The organism is Shinella sp. (genome assembly GCF_052438155.1).
GTDB lineage: Bacteria > Pseudomonadota > Alphaproteobacteria > Rhizobiales > Rhizobiaceae > Shinella.
The window spans coordinates 762,873-779,066 of the sequence record NZ_JBQVPI010000001.1 but is presented as its reverse complement, the minus strand read 5'-3'; the positions used below and the strand labels follow the sequence as shown (position 1 = coordinate 779,066).

General features: G+C 62.5%; 19 protein-coding genes. 5 read left to right on the top strand and 14 right to left on the bottom strand.

Annotated features, from left to right (window positions below):
• The first annotated feature begins 130 nt into the window (after nucleotides 1-130).
• The 3 genes from ACT6VE_RS03640 to ACT6VE_RS03630 all read left to right on the top strand — a co-directional run bounded on the left by ACT6VE_RS03640 (nucleotide 131) and on the right by ACT6VE_RS03630 (nucleotide 1,754).
• Nucleotides 131-547, top strand: a complete 417-nt coding sequence (locus ACT6VE_RS03640) for an SRPBCC family protein (RefSeq protein ID WP_444797237.1) — start codon at nucleotides 131-133, stop codon at nucleotides 545-547.
• Nucleotides 544-900, top strand: coding sequence for a VOC family protein (locus ACT6VE_RS03635; RefSeq protein WP_444797236.1), 357 nt, complete (start codon nucleotides 544-546; stop codon nucleotides 898-900). The genes ACT6VE_RS03640 and ACT6VE_RS03635 overlap by 4 nt, the downstream gene beginning before the upstream one ends.
• A 116-nt stretch (nucleotides 901-1,016) precedes the next feature.
• Entirely contained in the window at nucleotides 1,017-1,754 is a 738-nt protein-coding gene (locus ACT6VE_RS03630) for a GGDEF domain-containing protein (protein WP_444797235.1), read from the top strand.
• 47 nt (nucleotides 1,755-1,801) lie between these two features.
• Here the strand turns inward: ACT6VE_RS03630 and ccoP are convergent, their stop codons facing one another.
• From ccoP to ccoN, 4 genes are read right to left on the bottom strand one after another with little or no spacing between them, the layout of a single operon-like run.
• The gene (ccoP, locus tag ACT6VE_RS03625) at nucleotides 1,802-2,665 is read right to left on the bottom strand and encodes a cytochrome-c oxidase, cbb3-type subunit III (protein WP_444797234.1); all 864 of its coding nucleotides are present in this window, start codon (nucleotides 2,663-2,665) and stop codon (nucleotides 1,802-1,804) included.
• A gap of 2 nt (nucleotides 2,666-2,667) precedes the next feature.
• Nucleotides 2,668-2,820: a CcoQ/FixQ family Cbb3-type cytochrome c oxidase assembly chaperone gene (locus tag ACT6VE_RS03620; RefSeq protein ID WP_069058482.1), complete on the bottom strand. Its 153-nt coding sequence runs from the start codon at nucleotides 2,818-2,820 to the stop codon at nucleotides 2,668-2,670.
• Between the two features lie 10 nt (nucleotides 2,821-2,830).
• Entirely contained in the window at nucleotides 2,831-3,562 is a 732-nt protein-coding gene (gene ccoO / locus ACT6VE_RS03615; protein WP_444797233.1) for a cytochrome-c oxidase, cbb3-type subunit II, read from the bottom strand.
• An 11-nt stretch (nucleotides 3,563-3,573) separates the two neighbouring features.
• On the bottom strand, nucleotides 3,574-5,196 hold the full coding sequence (ccoN, locus tag ACT6VE_RS03610; RefSeq protein WP_444797232.1) for a cytochrome-c oxidase, cbb3-type subunit I: 1,623 nt from the start codon (nucleotides 5,194-5,196) through the stop codon (nucleotides 3,574-3,576).
• Nucleotides 5,197-5,405: 209 nt separating this feature from the next.
• Here ccoN and ACT6VE_RS03605 point away from each other — a divergent pair, with 209 nt between their 5' ends.
• Nucleotides 5,406-5,888 (top strand): hemerythrin domain-containing protein, encoded by a 483-nt coding sequence (locus ACT6VE_RS03605; protein WP_444797231.1) that lies wholly within the window; start codon nucleotides 5,406-5,408, stop codon nucleotides 5,886-5,888.
• A gap of 4 nt (nucleotides 5,889-5,892) precedes the next feature.
• Here the strand turns inward: ACT6VE_RS03605 and ACT6VE_RS03600 are convergent, their stop codons facing one another.
• From ACT6VE_RS03600 to hemN, 8 genes are all read right to left on the bottom strand, one after another.
• Nucleotides 5,893-6,603, bottom strand: a complete 711-nt coding sequence (locus tag ACT6VE_RS03600) for a PAS domain-containing protein (protein WP_444797230.1) — start codon at nucleotides 6,601-6,603, stop codon at nucleotides 5,893-5,895.
• A gap of 238 nt (nucleotides 6,604-6,841) precedes the next feature.
• Entirely contained in the window at nucleotides 6,842-7,771 is a 930-nt protein-coding gene (locus ACT6VE_RS03595; protein WP_444797451.1) for a lipid A biosynthesis lauroyl acyltransferase, read from the bottom strand.
• Nucleotides 7,772-7,782: 11 nt separating this feature from the next.
• Nucleotides 7,783-8,811 (bottom strand): zinc-binding dehydrogenase, encoded by a 1,029-nt coding sequence (locus ACT6VE_RS03590; RefSeq protein ID WP_444797229.1) that lies wholly within the window; start codon nucleotides 8,809-8,811, stop codon nucleotides 7,783-7,785.
• 13 nt (nucleotides 8,812-8,824) lie between these two features.
• Complete coding sequence (locus ACT6VE_RS03585) at nucleotides 8,825-10,111, bottom strand: beta-ketoacyl-ACP synthase (RefSeq protein ID WP_444797228.1); 1,287 nt, start codon at nucleotides 10,109-10,111, stop codon at nucleotides 8,825-8,827.
• Nucleotides 10,112-10,121: 10 nt separating this feature from the next.
• Complete coding sequence (locus ACT6VE_RS03580; protein WP_444797227.1) at nucleotides 10,122-11,321, bottom strand: beta-ketoacyl-ACP synthase; 1,200 nt, start codon at nucleotides 11,319-11,321, stop codon at nucleotides 10,122-10,124.
• Between the two features lie 2 nt (nucleotides 11,322-11,323).
• Nucleotides 11,324-11,806 (bottom strand): 3-hydroxyacyl-ACP dehydratase FabZ family protein, encoded by a 483-nt coding sequence (locus ACT6VE_RS03575; RefSeq protein WP_444797226.1) that lies wholly within the window; start codon nucleotides 11,804-11,806, stop codon nucleotides 11,324-11,326.
• Between the two features lie 117 nt (nucleotides 11,807-11,923).
• Nucleotides 11,924-12,208, bottom strand: coding sequence for an acyl carrier protein (locus tag ACT6VE_RS03570; protein WP_444797225.1), 285 nt, complete (start codon nucleotides 12,206-12,208; stop codon nucleotides 11,924-11,926).
• A 124-nt stretch (nucleotides 12,209-12,332) separates the two neighbouring features.
• Nucleotides 12,333-13,682, bottom strand: coding sequence for an oxygen-independent coproporphyrinogen III oxidase (gene hemN / locus ACT6VE_RS03565; protein WP_444797224.1), 1,350 nt, complete (start codon nucleotides 13,680-13,682; stop codon nucleotides 12,333-12,335).
• 211 nt (nucleotides 13,683-13,893) lie between these two features.
• On the opposite strand from hemN, the gene ACT6VE_RS03560 reads away from it, so the two are divergent.
• Nucleotides 13,894-14,619, top strand: coding sequence for a Crp/Fnr family transcriptional regulator (locus ACT6VE_RS03560; protein WP_069058473.1), 726 nt, complete (start codon nucleotides 13,894-13,896; stop codon nucleotides 14,617-14,619).
• A 9-nt stretch (nucleotides 14,620-14,628) separates the two neighbouring features.
• Here ACT6VE_RS03560 and ACT6VE_RS03555 read toward each other — a convergent pair whose 3' ends face one another.
• The gene (locus ACT6VE_RS03555; RefSeq protein WP_444797223.1) at nucleotides 14,629-15,057 is read right to left on the bottom strand and encodes a L,D-transpeptidase; all 429 of its coding nucleotides are present in this window, start codon (nucleotides 15,055-15,057) and stop codon (nucleotides 14,629-14,631) included.
• A 153-nt stretch (nucleotides 15,058-15,210) separates the two neighbouring features.
• Complete coding sequence (gene cbiB / locus ACT6VE_RS03550; RefSeq protein WP_444797222.1) at nucleotides 15,211-16,191, bottom strand: adenosylcobinamide-phosphate synthase CbiB; 981 nt, start codon at nucleotides 16,189-16,191, stop codon at nucleotides 15,211-15,213.
• Nucleotides 16,192-16,194 lie beyond the last annotated feature (3 nt).

The window sequence follows — 16,194 nt, the reverse complement described above, 5'->3', positions numbered from 1 at the left end:
GGCGGACGTGGCGGGTTGCCGCATCAGGGTCCCACGCAAGTCAGCTTCGCACGCACGCGCGACAAGATGTTCACTTTTCGTTCGACATTTGCCCACCATTTCCTCTATTCTCCGGAAAGAGGAGACAGCGATGACCACCGTTCCCGCCCGCATCGTCCACCGATCCATCGCGCGCGACTGGCGCGCGGTTTATGCCTTTGCCGCCCAGCCGGAAAACATGCCGCTCTGGGCCTCAGGCCTTGCCGCGGGCCTGACACGCGACGGCGAGGACTGGATCGCCGATGGCGGGCCGATCGGTGATGTGCGCGTGCGCTTTGCGCCGCCGAACGCGTTTGGTGTCATCGACCATAGGGTAACGCTGCCAAACGGCGTCGTCGTCGACAATGCGCTGCGCGTCGTGCCGAATGGCGATGGTGCGGAGGTGATGTTCACGCTGCTGCGCCAACCGGGTATGGACGATGCAGCCTTCGAGTCGGATGCGGCGCACATCGCCCGCGACCTCGAGACACTGAAAAGATTGATGGAAGACAAGGAGAACCCGCGATGAGTGGCAAGGGTGCCGATCGCAAGATCGACTATATCGAATTCAACGTCACCGACATTGCCCGGAGCAAGGCCTTCTACGGCGGCGCCTTCGGCTGGACGTTCACGGACTTCGGCCCTCAATACTGTGAATTTCAGGACGGCCGTCTCACCGGCGGCTTCACGACGCTCGCACCGGTCTCCACCAAGGGCGGACCGCTCGTCATCCTCTTTGCCGACGATCTCGAAGACGCGCTCGGCCGGGTGGAAAAGGCGGGCGGAACGATCGTGAAACCCATCTTCGCCTTCCCCGGCGGGCGGCGTTTCCAGTTCGCGGACCCCGACGGCTACGAGCTTGCGGTCTGGTCCGACCGGTAATCGGCCTTTCGCAGCGTCAATATGATTGCCCTGGCGATTTTTAGCGAAGGAATTCAGGCTTTTTCAATCAGACGCTCCTAGGCAGGGCCTGCGATCAAACGAACGCGGGCCCGTTTATGTACAAAATCCTCGGCAAGACACTGTTGGTCGCCGTGCTCTCCACGCTGGCATCCCTTCTCATCAGCTTCGCCTTCGTGCCGCTGATGGGCGGCGAGGTTGCCGGCGCAGGTCTCGTCATGACGATCGTCTGTCCCATCGTCATCTCCATCCCCGCCTCGTTCGTGCATTTCTATCTGGCCGAGAAGCTGCGCTCGGCCAATACCGCGCTCGCTGCGGCAAAGGACGAGCTTTCGGTCGCCTATGCCCGCCTCCAGCACCAGGCGCAGCGCGATGCACTCACCGGCCTCCTCAATCGCGCGACCTTCATGGCCGAGTTGGCGGCCCGGAGCGACGCTGGCATACATGGCGGCCTGCTGTTCCTCGATCTCGATCATTTCAAGTCGGTCAACGACCGCTTTGGTCATGCGGCAGGCGATGAAGCACTCGCGCGTGTCGGTGGCCTGCTTTCCGAACTCCCGCTGGAGGACGATCTCGTTGGCCGGCTGGGCGGCGAGGAGTTTGCGATCTTCCTGCATGCAGCCTCGACCGAGCGCATGCTCGACCACGCCCAGACCATACGTGAGGCCGTGGAGGCGATCGACCTCATTGCACCCTCCGGCCAACGTATCCCGCTCGGCATCAGCATCGGCGCCTTCCACTGCGCGCCGCGCTTCGACCCGGCGGAGGCGCTTGCGGCCTCCGACCGCAATCTCTACCGGGCAAAATCGGCGGGCCGCAACACCGTCGTGGCATGAAAAAGGCCGCGGAAACCGCGGCCTTCTTGCTTGAAAGTGTCCAGTGCTTACTCGCCGCCGCCCAGCGAATGCACGAAGACGGCGAGCTGCTTGACCGCCGGGTCTCCGAGACGCGGCAGCCAGGCGGGCATGACACCATGCTTCGGCGACTTGATCTGCGCGGCGATGGCAGCCTCCCCCTCGCCCTTCAGCCAGATCGCATCGGCAAGGTTCGGGGCGCCCATCTCGTGGTTGCCCCTGGCGTCCTCGCCGTGGCAGGCGGCGCAGTTGTCAACAAAGATCTGCTTGCCGGGTTCGACCATGCCGGCATCCGCAGGCGTGCCCGTCAGGTTGACGACGAAAGCCGCGACCTGCTTGATTTCCTCGGGCTGGAGAATATCGCCATAGGCGGGCATCTCGGAGACGCGGGTCTCGTCGTCACCCGGATGACGGATGCCATGGGCGATCGTCTGGTAGATGTTGTCCACCGTGCCGCCCCAGACCCAGTCGTCGTCGTTGAGGTTCGGGAAGCCGACGAAGCCCGCAGCACCCGAGCCATGGCACTGCGCACAGTTGACCTTGAAGGCCGAGGCGCCACCGGCGATCGCGAATTGCGAAAGCTGCGGATCGGCCATGATCTCCTGCAGGGAGGACTTGGCGATGCGATCGACCATGATGGCCTGCGCTTGCTTGGCGCTGGCAAGCTCGGTTGCGATGTTGGCGCGGCTCGACCATCCAAGCATGCCGGTCGTCGCATCGGAGATCAGCGGCCAGGCCGGAAACGCGATCGTGTAACCGATCGCCCAGAGGATCGTGGCGTAGAACGTCCAGACCCACCAGCGCGGCATCGGGTTGTTGAGTTCCCGGATACCGTCCCATTCGTGGCCGGTGGTTTCGACGCCCGAGATTTCGTCAATATGTTTCTCGGCCATGATCAGTCCTCCTTGAGAGGGATTTCAGCGGCCCGTTCGGCGGCCTTGCGGGCGCCGGGGCGGAAGACGAAGGCGACGACGGCCAGGAAGAACAGCGTCATGGCGAGAAGCGCCCAGCTGTCGGCGAAGTGGCGCATGGCGGTATAGGTTTCCATGGGTCCCTCCTCAGCGGTAACCGGCGGCGTCGTCATAGGTGGAGAAGTCCACCAGCGTGCCGAGCATCTGCAGATAGGCGACGAGCGCGTCCATTTCGGTCAGCTTTGCTGGGTCGCCGTCGAAGTCGCCGAGCTTGGCCTTCGGATAGCGCGCCTCGATGCCGGATGTGTCGGCGTTCGGATCGGCCTGTGCTTTCATGTCGGCTGCGGCGTTTTCCAGCATCTCGTCCGTATAGGGCACGCCGACGGCGCGGTTGGCCGACAGGTGCATCGTGATGGCCTTCACATCGACCGGCGTCTCCTTGAGGAAGGAGTAGCTCGGCATCACCGATTCCGGCACGACCGAGCGCGGCTCGATCAGGTGCTGGACGTGCCACTCGTTCGAGTAGCGGTCGCCGACGCGGGCGAGATCCGGCCCCGTGCGCTTCGAGCCCCATTGAAACGGATGGTCGTACATCGACTCCGCCGCCAGTGAGTAGTGCCCGTAGCGCTCCACCTCGTCGCGGAACGGCCGGATCATCTGGCTATGACAGGTGTAGCAGCCCTCGCGGACGTAGATGTCGCGACCGGCAAGCTCCAGCGGCGAGTAAGGCCGCATGCCCTCCACCTTCTCGATCGTGTTTTCGAGGTAGAACAGCGGGGCGATCTCGACGATGCCGCCGATGGAGACGACGAGCAGCGAGCCGACGAGGAGAAGCGTCGCGTTGCGTTCAAGGATGGCGTGTTTATCAAGAATGGACATCGCGTCCCCTCCTATTCGGCCGGCTGGAGCGCGGGCGTGGCACCCGGGATCGGGGCCTCGTCACGCTGGTAGCCGAGGATTGTCATGGTCACGTTGTAGGCCATGATGAGCGCACCCAGCAGGAACAGCCCACCGCCGACGGCACGCAGCACGTAGTAGGGGAACATGGCGGCGATCGTTTCGGCGAACGAGTAGACCAGGAAGCCCTGCTCGTCGTATTCGCGCCACATCAGGCCCTGCTGGATGCCGGCAACCCACATGACGGCCGCGTAGACGACGATACCGAGGGTGGCGAGCCAGAAGTGCCAGTTGACCATGCGGATCGAGTAGAGCCGCTCACGCTTCCACAGTTTTGGCACGAGGAAATAGATCGCGCCGAAGGTGATGAGGCCGTTCCATCCGAGCGCGCCCGAATGTACGTGGCCGATCGTCCAGTCCGTGTAGTGGCTGAGCGAATTGACCGACTTGATCGACATCATCGGGCCTTCGAAGGTCGCCATGCCGTAGAAGGCGATCGCCATGACCATCATGCGCACGATCGGGTCGGTACGGATCTTGTCCCAGGCGCCCTGGAGCGTCATCAGGCCGTTGATCATACCGCCCCACGAGGGCATCCAGAGCATAATCGAGAAGACCATGCCGAGCGTCTGCGCCCAGTCCGGCAGCGCCGTATAGTGCAGGTGGTGCGGGCCGGCCCAGATGTACATGAAGATCAGGGCCCAGAAGTGGATGATCGACAGGCGGTAGGAATAGACCGGCCGGTTCACCTGCTTGGGCACGAAATAGTACATCATGCCGAGGAAGCCAGCCGTCAGGAAGAAGCCGACGGCATTGTGGCCGTACCACCACTGGGTCAGCGCGTCCTGCACGCCGGAAAAAGCCGAGTAGCTCTTCACGCCAAGGAACGAGACCGGGACGGCCAGGTTGTTGACGATATGCAGCATCGCGACGGTGACGATGAAGGCGAGAAAGAACCAGTTAGCCACATAGATGTGGGGTTCCTTGCGGGTCATGATCGTGCCGAGGAAGACGATCAGATAGGCGACCCAGACGATGGTCAGCCAGATGTCGACATACCATTCCGGCTCGGCATATTCCCTGCCCTGCGTGATGCCGAGCAGATAGCCGGTGGCGGCCATGATGATGAAGAGCTGATAGCCCCAGAACACGAACCAGCCGAGATTGCCGCCGAAAAGGCGGGCGCGCGAGGTGCGCTGCACGACATAGAACGAAGTCGCGATCAACGCGTTGCCGCAGAAGGCGAAGATGACCGCCGAAGTGTGCAGCGGGCGCACGCGGCCGAAATTGAACCACGGCTCGATATTGAGGTCGGGGAAGGCAAGCTGCGCAGCGACGACGACGCCGACCAGGAAGCCGACGACGCCCCAGAACACCGTCGCGATGACGCCGTAGCGGATCACCTCGTCGAAATAGCCGTCGTCATCCTGGGACGACTTGGCGGCGGTGGCCGGCGCAAAGGAGATGCGCCGGATCATGAAGAGCGTGCTGGCAAGCAGCACGAAGAAGAGGACCCACATATGGGCCTCGAAGAGCCTGTCCTGGGCGAATGCCGCACCGAGCAGCGCGATGAACGCGCCGACGGCCAGGACGATCGTTTCCGTTACATATTTCATCGTTGGCATCCCCCAACTGGTCAATTTCTCGCTCCGGCCGGCTCCCGCACGGAATCGGCCTTTGCGCTCGATTGACGCTTCGCAGATGCGCACGGAAGCATCCTTGACATGGATCAAGGCAGGGAGCGGAAGCGGACGGCATCAAAGGGACAGGTTGACGCAGCCGCGCGTCGTGACACCCGCGGCCCCTCCAAACGAGGAAGCATGACATGACAGACTATGCAGATATCGCCCGGCTGCTTTCGGATCGTCCGACAGATGCCGTTTCACTCGACTGGCTGAAAAAAGCCCACGACACGCAGCTGACGCTCTGCACGGCACTGGAGGAAATCGCCGACAGCCTGCCGGCGAGCGTCAATCGCCAAAAATGCATCTATGCTGCCAAATCGCTGATTCCGCTGGTCAACGGCGTGCATCGCTATGAGGAGGAAGCGCTGTTCCCGCTGCTGGAAAGCAAGGGCGCCGGCGACCTCGAACTGACAGTGTCCATCGCCCGGCTGAAATTCGAGCATGTCGAGGACGAATGCTTCGCGGAGGAACTGACCGACACACTGACGCGCCTCGGCAGTGGCGATGACACCGTAAACGCAGAAGCCGCGGGCTACATGCTCCGCGGCTTCTTCGAATCGATCCGGCGCCATATCGCCTTCGAACAGCAGTTCATGCTGCGCGGCGCCGGTCTGGCGTCCTGAACACTCAGGCCGCGATCGGCCCGCGCGTCTCCACCACGTCCTGCAGCACGAGGATGGCGCCGAGCACGTTTCCAGCCGCCGACAGGCAGGGCGTCATACGGCAGCGCGTGAGCGCATTGCCGCGGCGTGCAGAAATGTAATCGTATTCGATCACCTCGCCGGCAAAGCAGCGATCCAGTTGCCGCTTCGCGCGGCTCTCGAAGCGCTTCTTGCCGAGAAACTCCACGACATGGCGCCCCACGAGGTCGATGGGCTTTTCGCGAAGGCGTTCGGCATTGAGCGGGTTGGAATAGATATAGCGATAGTCCGTCGCGATGACGGCAACGCGGTCCGGCAGACTGTCGAGGATAGCCTCGTTTAGCAGCCCGTCCTCCACCAGACGCGGCGCTGTGACAGGGCGCACGACCTCCGGCAGCTTCAACGCGAACGGCGTTGCGGTTTCCTCGGTGCCAAAATGTCGATCCAGCAAAATCTTGAGATTATGCGCCTGCCGGAGCACGCAGGCCCGGTCATCCGATTCTTCCCTGAGAAGATCCACCACGAACTGGAACTGGGACCGCAGCTCGAAGGCGTCGTTGGCTTCCCTGTTCAGCACAGCCGCCAGAGCGGGTTCGATTTCCTTGTCCAGCATGGAAACGAGACGTTCATTTCCCGTCTTCACCGCGTGCTGGAGTTGCGAATACTTAAACCAGAACAACTCTACAAGAGCTTTCAATTCATGCTCCCTGAATTGCTGAGAAATCTACAGCAATTGCATCACTACATTATTTAAACTGTCCGGAAGCGATATGCAGCTTTGATCCTTACTCCCCAAATATGCTATCCAAAGCGCTTACATTAGCAAAATGGTAACAGCGAACGGGAGGATGTCAAACCCGAATTAGCCAAAAGTCGCATAATTCGGAAAACTGAACGTATTCAAAATTGAAATGAAAAGAAAAAATAGTGAGCACTCAAGTAATAAGGCCGCGCTTGATATTCCACCGATCGTGGTACCAAAGCCATTGGCCGGGATATTCCCGCGCCCATTGCTCCACCTTGTCGTTGAGCATCTGGGCGGTCGCATCGACATCGACGGCGCCGTTCTCCTTGCGGGGAACCTGCATTGCCGGCTCCAGCTCCAGCCGGTAGCGATTGCCGGGCAGGCGAATGCAACGGGCCGGATAGACCTCGCAGTCGAACTGGCGCACGAGCTTGGCGAGCAGCGGATTGGTCTGCACGTCGCGCCCGAAGAATTTCGTGTGCAGTCCCCTGTTGAACTTCTGATCGACCAGAACACCGACCGGACCGCCAGCCTCCAGCTTGCGGGCAAGCGTGAAGGAGGAGCCGGCATGGGACGGCACCAGATTGCCCATGCGGGCGCGCCGGAATTCGAACACCTTGTCGGCAACGTAGGGATTGTTCGGTGGCCGGAAAAGCACGGTCACATCAAGCCCGAAGGACGCGCCGGCCACCGGCAGCAGTTCGAAATTGCCGGTATGCGCCGTAAAGACGATGAAGGGCCGCGGATTTTCGCGCAGATCGAGGAACAGCGGTATGCCCGACACCTCGATCCGGCCCGGTGTTGAACGCTCAGGATCGAAATCGAACAACCGGTCGAGAAAGACGTATTCGGCGGCAAGCCGGCCCATATTGCCCCAGGCGTCGAGCGCGATCGCCTCGATCTCCGCCTCAGGCTTTTCCGGAAAAGCGTTGCGCAGATTTGTCAGCGTCAGCTTGTGCCGGCTCGTCTTGGGGCCAATCCAGCGCGCCACGCGGTCGGCAAAATGGATCGCCCGGTCGGCCGGCAGCAGCTTCAGGAGATTGAGCAGGCCGAAGGCGAACTGCGCCACCAGCCATTGCTGTGTGTTCCGGAGCGCCAGGACAAGGCGTGTGACGATCATCTTCACGCGTGTCAGTCCAGTCTCAGGACGATCTTGCCGAAGATCTGGCGCGATTCCATGCGTTCAAGTGCCGTTGCGATACCGTCGAAGGTGACTTCCGTATCGATGACCGGCTGGACGACGCCGCGCGCCATCTTCTGCATGGCATTCGCCATGTTCTCCATGCGGCAGCCAAACGAGCCGAGCAGCTTCAACTGCTGCTGGAAGAGCATCATCAGGTTCAGGTCGGTCGACACACCGGATGTCGAGCCGCAGGTGACGAGACGGCCGCCGCGCTTCATGCACAGCATCGAGCCCGCCCATGTGTCCTTGCCGACATGTTCGAAGACGACGTCGACGCCCTTCTTCTTGGTCAGCTTGCGGACCACGCCTTCGAAGCGGTCTTCGCGATAGTTGATGACATGATCGGCACCGAGCGCCTTGGCCTTCTCGATCTTGTCGTTCGAGCCGACGGTGGTGATGACGGTGCAGCCGGTCTTCTTGGCGAGCTGGATGGCCGCCGAACCAATGCCGGAACCGCCGGCGTGAACGAGGATCGTCTCGCCGGGCTCAAGCTTGGCATTGTCGAACAGCATGTGCTCGACCGTGCCGAAGGTGACGGGTGCGAGCGCGGCGGCAACCGCGTCGATACCGGGCGGTGCCGGCACAAGCAGACGGGCGGGAAGGTTTACCTTCTCCTGCGCAAAGCCGTCGAGATGGAAGCCATGCACGCCGCCGACATGTTCGCAGAGATTGTCGCGGCCTTCACGGCAGGGCTTGCAGAGGCCGCAGGTGCGCGCGCCGTAGATGGAGACGAGCTGTCCGGGCAGAACATTGGAAACGCCCGGGCCGAGCGTCTCGACGACGCCGGCCGCTTCCGCGCCGATGACGAGTGGCATCTTGCGCTTGGCGAACGCCATGCCGCGCCAGCCCCAGACGTCGATATGGTTGAGAGCTACGGCCTTCACGCGCAACGTCACCTCGCCCGGGCCGGGAGCGTCCGGTTCCGGGATGTCGGTCAGTTCGAGCTTGCGGTCGTCGAGAAGCTGGAGGGCGCGCATGGTCTTGTTCCTATCAGGCCGGTTCGGCCGTCATGACGAGGCTGGCGTTCTGGCCGCCGAAACCGAAGGAGTTCGAAAGCACGGCAGTCACCTGCTTGTCGCGCTTCACGTTCGGCACGACGTCGAGCACGATTGCCGGGTCGGGATTCTGGTAGTTGATGGTGGGCGGCAGGGTGCCGGTCAGCATGGTCTGGATCGAGAACACCGCCTCGACCGCACCGGCGGCCGTCAGCGTGTGGCCGATCATCGACTTGTTCGACGAAACCGGGATGCCCGCCAGCTTTTCTCCGAAGACGGTCGACATGGAAAGATATTCCATTTTGTCGTTTTCCGGCGTCGAGGTGCCATGGGCGTTGATATAGCCAATGCCGCTCTCGTCGATGCCGGCATCTTCCAGTGCTGCGCGGATCGTTGCAATAGCCGGGGCACCATCCGGCGAAGACCGCGTGCGGTGGAAATGGTCCGCCTTCTCGCCGCAGCCCTTGAGGATGCCGAGTACCTTCGCACCGCGAGCGATGGCGGATTCGAGCGATTCCAGCACGAGCGTCGCAGCACCTTCGGCGATGACGAAACCGTCGCGGTCCTTGCTGAACGGTTTTGATGCCTTGGTCGGCGGATCGTTCTGGGTCGAGAGCGCCGAGAGCAGCGCGAAGCGGATCAAAGCCTCAGCCGTCACCGAGCCATCGGTCCCGACAGTGAGCGCCCGGTCGGTGCGGCCCTGGCGGATCGCCTCAACGCCGAGCTGGATCGCCGTGGCGCCCGAAGCGCAGGCGGTCGACAGCGTTACCGGCAGACCACGCGTGCCGTAGCGGTCGGCAAGACGCTCGGAGATCGCGCCGAACGCCCAGGCCTCATGCAACGCCGGCTCGGGCTTGCCCCGCAGCACGGCAAGGAAACGGTCATAGGCATCGCCCGGACGTTGCGATGGCGGCGCGCGGTCGGCGAGCGCAAACCGGTCGCGCCAGTCGGGCTCTATCGGCGGGGCAGCAAGGAAGAGCGGTCCGCCGAACTCGCCGGAAAGGCCGGCCTGCGCCAGTGCCTCGTCCGTCGTCGCGCGCGCATAGGCGTAGGAGCGCTCGACCGGATTTTCGACCGGCAGGTCGATGAAGTCGACCGTGCCGGAAATACGGGTATTCAGGCCATCGACCGGAAAGCGGGTAATATCATGAATGCCGGACACGCCGCCGGTGAGCGCGGTCCAGTTGTCCTTGAGCCCCTGCCCCAGCGAGGTGATGACACCCATGCCGGTAACGGCGACGATCGGGCGACCGAGATGATCCCTGTAAGCGGCGTTCGTCATGGCCGGAACCTCACTTCTCTGCCGAAAGGATTGCGACACCTTCGCCGCGCGAATGGCCAACCGTCGTCACGACGGCGGTCGCGGCAGGCGCGGTCATGGCTGTTTCCACCGCCGTGTCGAACGGGGCGACCGTAACGCCGCCGCCGAGCGTCAGCGCGGCAAGCGCCAGGCCGAGCGGGAACTGCGCTTCGAGCGACTGGCCGATCACGGCACTGTAGCCGCGCAGAGCACTGCCGGAAAAACGCTTGTCGAGCCAGCTCTTCTCGCGTGCCGTCGCATCATGCGCACCGGATGCGCCAGAAAAGACCACGGTCTCGCCACCTGAGAGCGCGCCTTCAGCGAGGCGCTCAAGCCGGGCTTCCAGCCGGCCCTCGTCGCGTGAACCGCGGTCGCCGCCGATCGCGTCGATCGTTGCATAGATGCGCGCGCCACGGGCTTCCGCATGCGCACGGGATTCGAGGATGAGGAACGCAGCAGCCGAACCGGTGATGATACCGCCACCGGCGTCTTCGTCACGCGACCACAACGGCGTCCAGCCGCCGGTCGCATGCGCGCCGATGGCCTCGTAAAGCAGGATGACGTCCTGACGCTCCGCAACCAGCGCACTGCCAACCAGCGTATGCGTCGACTGGCCGGCGCGAATGCGGTGGAACGCCGTTTCGACGGCGCTGATGCCCGCGGCTTCCTCGCCCATGAAGGTGCGGGAGGAACCGGTGACCTTGTGCACGATGGAGATGTTGCCGGCGAGCAGGTTGGAAAGCTGGGCGAGGAAGAGCGTCGGGCGCAGTTCCGTCGTCAGTTTCTCGTTCAAAAGCTGTTCGCGGTCGTTGCGCTTCAGGCCCTCGTCGACGATCAGCGAATCCACCGTGATGTCGCGCTCGCCGCCACCGGCCGCCACGATCATGTCCATCGTGCCGCAGGCTTCCGCATTGTCCTTCAGTCCGGCATCATCCAGCGCGAGACCGGCGGTGAAAACGCCGAGGCGCTGCCAGTTTTCCATCTGGCGCTGGTCGCCGCGCTTGGCGATCTGCTGGTTCCAGTCGATCTCCGGCATCGGATGGACCGGATAGGGCGCAAAGCGCTCCGTCTCGATCTTCAGCTCCGGCGCCGTCGTACCGCCGAGGATTTCCACATGGGCCTCAGCCCCGACACCGTGACAGGTGACGATGCCGACGCCGGTGATCACCACATCGTTGTTCGCCTTGGCCATGCTCACTTCCCTTCCGCAGACGCCGCGAGCGCCTCGAACAAACCCACCTCTTCCGCACGCTTGCGCACAATATCCGCGAGCGGCACTTCGGCAAACGGCATGGTGCGCAGCTTGAGCTGCGCATCACAAACCTTCTTGCCGGCGGATGAGATCTTCGCCTTGGTTACGGCATAACCCGACCCGTCATGCTCCAGCACCGCCTCGATGTCGAGCACCGCATCGGGCGCGACGAAGGTGCGCATCTTGGCGCCATCGACGGTCATCAGGAAAGGCATGGCGGCAAAATCCGTCGCTGCCAGCACGAGAAAGCCGGACGCCTGCGCCATGGTCTCGATCAGCAGTACACCCGGAACGAGCGGCATGCCGGGGAAATGGCCCTCGAAAACCGGGCTCTTCGACGGCACGACCGAACGGGCCTTCAGCACGCGACGCGCACCGTCAACGGCCTCTACCCGGTCAATCATCTGAAAATATTCTAACAACATCGCTTATGCCTCCGGCAGGTTCCGGAAATCGAAAGGCCTGCCGAGGACGGCAGGCCGCAAGCCAAAGGCGCCGGGGATCCGGCGCAAAGCCGCTAAACGCAGCCGGTCGCCGCGGCCTCAGGCCTTGGCAGCCCGCAATTCGTCGATCTTGGCGCAGAGGTTCTTCAGGACGAAATACTCTTCCGTCGCAGCCTTGCCCTCGTTGACGTCCTGCGTCCACTTTTCCAGCGGGATCTTGATGCCGAATTCCTTGTCGATCGCAAACACGATGTCGAGGAAGTCCAGGCTGTCGATCCCGAGATCGTCGATAGTGTGGCTGTCCGGCGTGATCGTCTCGCGATCGATTTCGCTCGTCTCAGCAATGATGTCGGCAACCTTGTCGAATGTAGCAGTCACGCCCATACCTCATGAATCTATAGTTGGGCGATCCTATATGGAAATCGAAGGCAATTGCCAATGGGCTTGATGAGGGCCCTGCATAGCCGGCAAAGCTGTGTTGCGCAAACGACATGCCCAAAATGGCCGGTCAGACCGCGATGGAATGCCGGCCGCGACCGCTGGAAAGATGCGCGTCGAAGACGGCGGCGACCATGCGGGCGAAGGGTCGACCTGTGACCGTCAGCACGAAACGATCCCCTTCGATGCGGCAAAGGCCATCCTTGTCCGAGGCTACAAACCGGAGGGCCTCCGAACGGATAGCGCCCGCCAGATCCGGATACCGCGCGGCGAGAGCGGCAAAGGAAAAGCCGAAATCACACATGACCCGCTCGATGACCCAGGCGCGGGCACGGTCCTCCGCCGTAAAGGAATAGCCGCGAACCACGGCCAGGCCGCCCTCACCCACCCGCCGCAGATAGTCGCCCGTCGCGGGCATGTTCTGGATGTAGCCCTGCGGCAACTGTCCGATGGACGATGCCCCCAGCCCGATCAGCGCATCCGCCGCGTCGTCGGTATAACCCTGGAAATTGCGGCGTAGCGTGCCGTTCCGGGCCGCGATCGCCAGCCGGTCGGCCGGCAGGGCGAAATGATCGATGCCGATCGCCTCGTAGCCGGCAGCGACCAGCATTTCCGCCGCCATCTGCATCTGGCCGAAGCGCGCGACGACGCCGGGCAAAGCCGCTTCGTCGATCATCGTCTGGTGCTTCTTCATCCACGGCACATGGGCATAGCCAAAAAGCGCGATACGATCCGGTGCAAGCGAGATGACGGCGCGGACGGTCTCGGCAAGCGTTTCGATCGTCTGGTGCGGCAGGCCATAGAGGATATCGCAGTTGACGGAACGCACGCCCCTTGCCCGAGCCGCTTCCACCACGCCGCGGGTCTGCTCGAATGTCTGGATGCGGTTGATGGCCTTCTGCACCGTCGGATCAAAATCCTGGATGCCGAGGCTGGCGCGCGTCATGCCGATCTCGGCAAGAGCATCGTGCCTGGCCTCGTCGAGGTCGTTGGGGTCCATCTCGACGGAGATTTCAGCATCGGCGGAGAAGGAAAAATTTTCGGCAAGACAGGCTTTCAGGGCAACCATGTCATCAGGTCGCAGCAGGGTCGGCGAACCGCCTCCGAAATGCAGGGCCGTCACCGGCACGTCCCGAGACACACGACCGCCGATGGTCGCGATCTCCGCATGGAGGCCTTTCAAATAGGCTTCGACAGGCTCGTAGCGCAGCGTCTGCTTCGTATGACAGGCACAGAACCAGCAGAGCCGGTCGCAATAGGGAATATGCGCGTAGAGCGAGAGGCGATTTTTCGCATCCAGCGTGCGAAGCCAGCGCGCATAGACGTCCGCATCGATGCATTCGTTGAAATGCGGTGCGGTCGGATAGCTCGTATAGCGCGGCACCGGCGCCGAAAGGCGTTCCACGAGGGCGTCTTGCATGGTCAATCTCCTTGCTCGCGAAGGAAATAAACCGGAAAGAGCTGCCGCCATTTGATTTTGATCAAGTGAAAGCCGGAAGGACTGGGCTAGGATTTGACAATAGTCAGGAAGCGCTCTTTTGCCGCTGGGCGGCACGCTTTATGTTCGGGTCTGTGTGCGGTAGCACGGCAGCGTTGTGCCGCTCGACCGCCGGGCGAAAGGAAAAACCGAAATGGAAGTTCGCCGCCGAGATATCCATAATTCCGATATCCCCATTGTGTGCCGCGCCTGCGAGGCACGCCACGGCGGCGTCTGCGGCACGCTTACCCCTGAACAGCTGACCGAACTCAACAAGCACTCCACCCGCCATCGCCTCGACACGGGCGCCGAGGTTATCGGTCAGGGCGAGACCATCGTGAACTATTCCAACATCATGCGCGGCGTGGTGAAGCTGACCAAGGTGATGGCCGACGGCCGCCAGCAGATCGTCGGCCTGCAGTTCGCGCCCGATTTCCTCGGCCGCCCCTTCCTGGAGGAAAGCGCGATCACCGCGGAGGCGGCGACCGAAAGCGAAGTCTGCAACTTCCCGCGCCCCGTGCTCGACCGGCTGATGAAGAAGACGCCGGAGCTGGAGCACAAGCTGCACCGGCAGGCCTTGAAGGAACTGGACGAGGCACGCGACTGGATGCTGACGCTCGGTCGCAAGACGGCGCAGGAGAAGGTCGCGAGCTTCCTCTATCTCATCGCCACCCATATCGATCCCGAAAGCGTCGATATGTCGACCTTCGACCTGCCGCTGTCGCGCGCCGACATCGCCGACTTCCTCGGGCTGACCATCGAGACGGTGAGCCGGCAGTTCACCAAGCTGCGCAAGGAAAACGTCATCCGCATCGAGAACAACCGGCACGTGATCGTTCCCGACATGGACCGCCTGATGCGCTACGCCAGCGCCGACTGAGCTCAACCGTTAGCGCGTGATCACGATGCGGGTTTTGGACAGCCCGTTGCTCTTCGCCATCTGGAAGAATGTCGCGGCATTGTTCGGATGCAGGCGCACGCAGCCATGCGAGGCAGGGCGTCCGAGACGCTTCGTCTCGTAGGTCGCATGCACCGCATAGCCACCCTTGAAGAACACGGCATAGGGCATCGGCGCGTTGTTGTACTTGCGCGAGCGGTGGTTTCGCGATGTCCACTTCGCCGACCAGGCGCCCGTCGGCGTGCCAAAGCCCTTGCGGCCGGTCGACACCCGCCAGCGATATTTTACGACACCGTTTTGAGTAACAACCATGGTCTGCGAAGCAAGGCTGACCTGGGCGACAAGATTGGCGGAAAGAGCAGCTTGGGTTTGAAACAGTACAAGACAGAATGCGACGGCAATCGCAGACAAGGTACGCATGACTTCCCCTCTACACGATTTGGGCACGGCTTCAACGCCATGTCTCACAGCGAGACAGAATATAGACGTTTCAGCCTTCCGCAATATTGACAGGGGTAACGAAAAGAAAACGAAGTTAAGGCGTAAAATTTTACCGAACGCAGGTCGCTGCGCTCAAATCAAAATAGACAGAAACAGTGCAAGCGCGACGGCCCCGGCAAGTGCAGCGCAGGCCAGGGAGAAAATCCGCAAGGAAAGATCAATATCCGCAACCGTCGCCACGGTGCGGCCACTGGCATTCATCATCGGCTCGTCAACGCGCGTGCCGCCATAGATACGCGGTCCGGCGAGGCCAATGCCGAGTGCACCTGCCATTGCCGCTTCCGGCCAACCGGAGTTGGGCGAACGGTGCAGTCCGGCGTCCCGCAGTGCCGTTCCGATTGCCGCGCGCGCGGCGCGCCTGCCCTTCGCCACGAAGGCCCCGGCGGCGATGAAAAAGATCGAGAGCCGCGCAGCCGGCCAGTTGGCGAGGTCGTCCAGCCGCGCGGAGGCCCAGCCGAAATCGAGATATTTCGCATTCTTGTGACCGATCATCGAATCGGCCGTGTTCAGCATCTTGTAGGCGAACAGGCCCGGCAGGCCGAGAAGCGCGTACCACAGGGCTGGTGCTACGACGCCGTCGGAAAAATTCTCCGCCAGGCTCTCGATGCCGGCACGACAAACCGCTGGCTCGTCGAGCGTTGCCGGATCACGCCCGACAATCATCGACACCGCGTGCCGGCCCCCTTCGAGGCCGCCGCGCTTGAGACCGGTCGAAACGGCGCGGACATGGTCGTGCAGGCTTTTCTGGGCAAGGAAGATCGCGACGATGACGATCTCGATGGCGACACCAAAAACGCCAAGCGGTGCCAGCAGCCGATGCATCAGGAAACCAAGGAAAAGGCTGGCGGCAAGCAGGGCGGCGATCCCGGCCGCGCCATTGAAACGCTTCGTCTCGGCGGAAAGGCGCTTGCCGTTGAAAAGCTTGTCCACCACGCCGATCGCACGGCCGAAGAGCACGACCGGGTGCGGCACGCGGCGCCAGATCCGGTCCGGATCGCCGACGAGGCGGTCCAGCACGAGCGCGAGGAGCAGGATGAGCAGGGTCTCCGTCATCGT